This window comes from Vibrio sp. 1249-1, assembly GCF_033340495.1.
Genome location: NZ_JAWOWJ010000517.1, coordinates 1 through 711 on the forward strand (window position 1 = coordinate 1; position 711 = coordinate 711).

General features: G+C 55.6%; 1 pseudogene. It reads right to left on the reverse strand.

The window, feature by feature from the left end:
- Positions 1 to 380 precede the first annotated feature (380 nt).
- Positions 381 to 711 (reverse strand): annotated as a pseudogene (locus R7Z50_RS27345) (plasmid replication protein); the annotation flags it as partial.

The following is a 711-nucleotide window of genomic DNA, read 5'->3' on the forward strand; positions in this document are numbered from 1 at the left end:
CTTGCGGGCAACGTACCCACATATCAAATCGCATAACGTGCAGGTCCCCCACATCCGCACCCTTTAACTATCAATACCTTACGGGAACCACTCTACGGGAACCACTGGAGCAGCATGGCACTTATCCTTCGTCGTGGCTTACGCTTGCACGATACTGAGACTCAGCTTGCGACTACCGTGCAGCGATCCCATATATAGAGCCCCAGCCCACGCTGCATCTGGGGTCACGTTCGCTCTATCCGTGCAGCTCCCCCATATGCGGAGGCATTCCGTTTCCGGTCCTGCCTGGTGGGCGTACCTTGTGCGCTTTCTTCTGGCATAAAAAAAGGCGCTGACGCGCCTATCTTTCTTTTCCCTGGGGTATTGGGAGCTTCTGGTGGCTACCTCCCCTTACGCTGGGGTTCATCAATGATGTCGTGGTCGATCATGCCTTGCTTGATGGCCCGTAGCTCTGTCTGCTGCTTACGCTTGTTGGACGCCATCACCTGCTTCACGAAGTTCTCATGAGGCCTTATGACGTACCGCACGTCGATGACTCTGCGGCCATCCTTGATCTGGTTCGCGTCGTAGTCGCTTATGACCTCTTGTTTGATGAGGGCCTCCAGAGCGAGCTTCATGGCTCTGACGTTCTCCGGCATCCGTGGGCTCAATTCACGAGGGCTCTGGGTCAGGAAGCTGATAAGCGATGGCGTGTACGGCGAATCTGGTGAT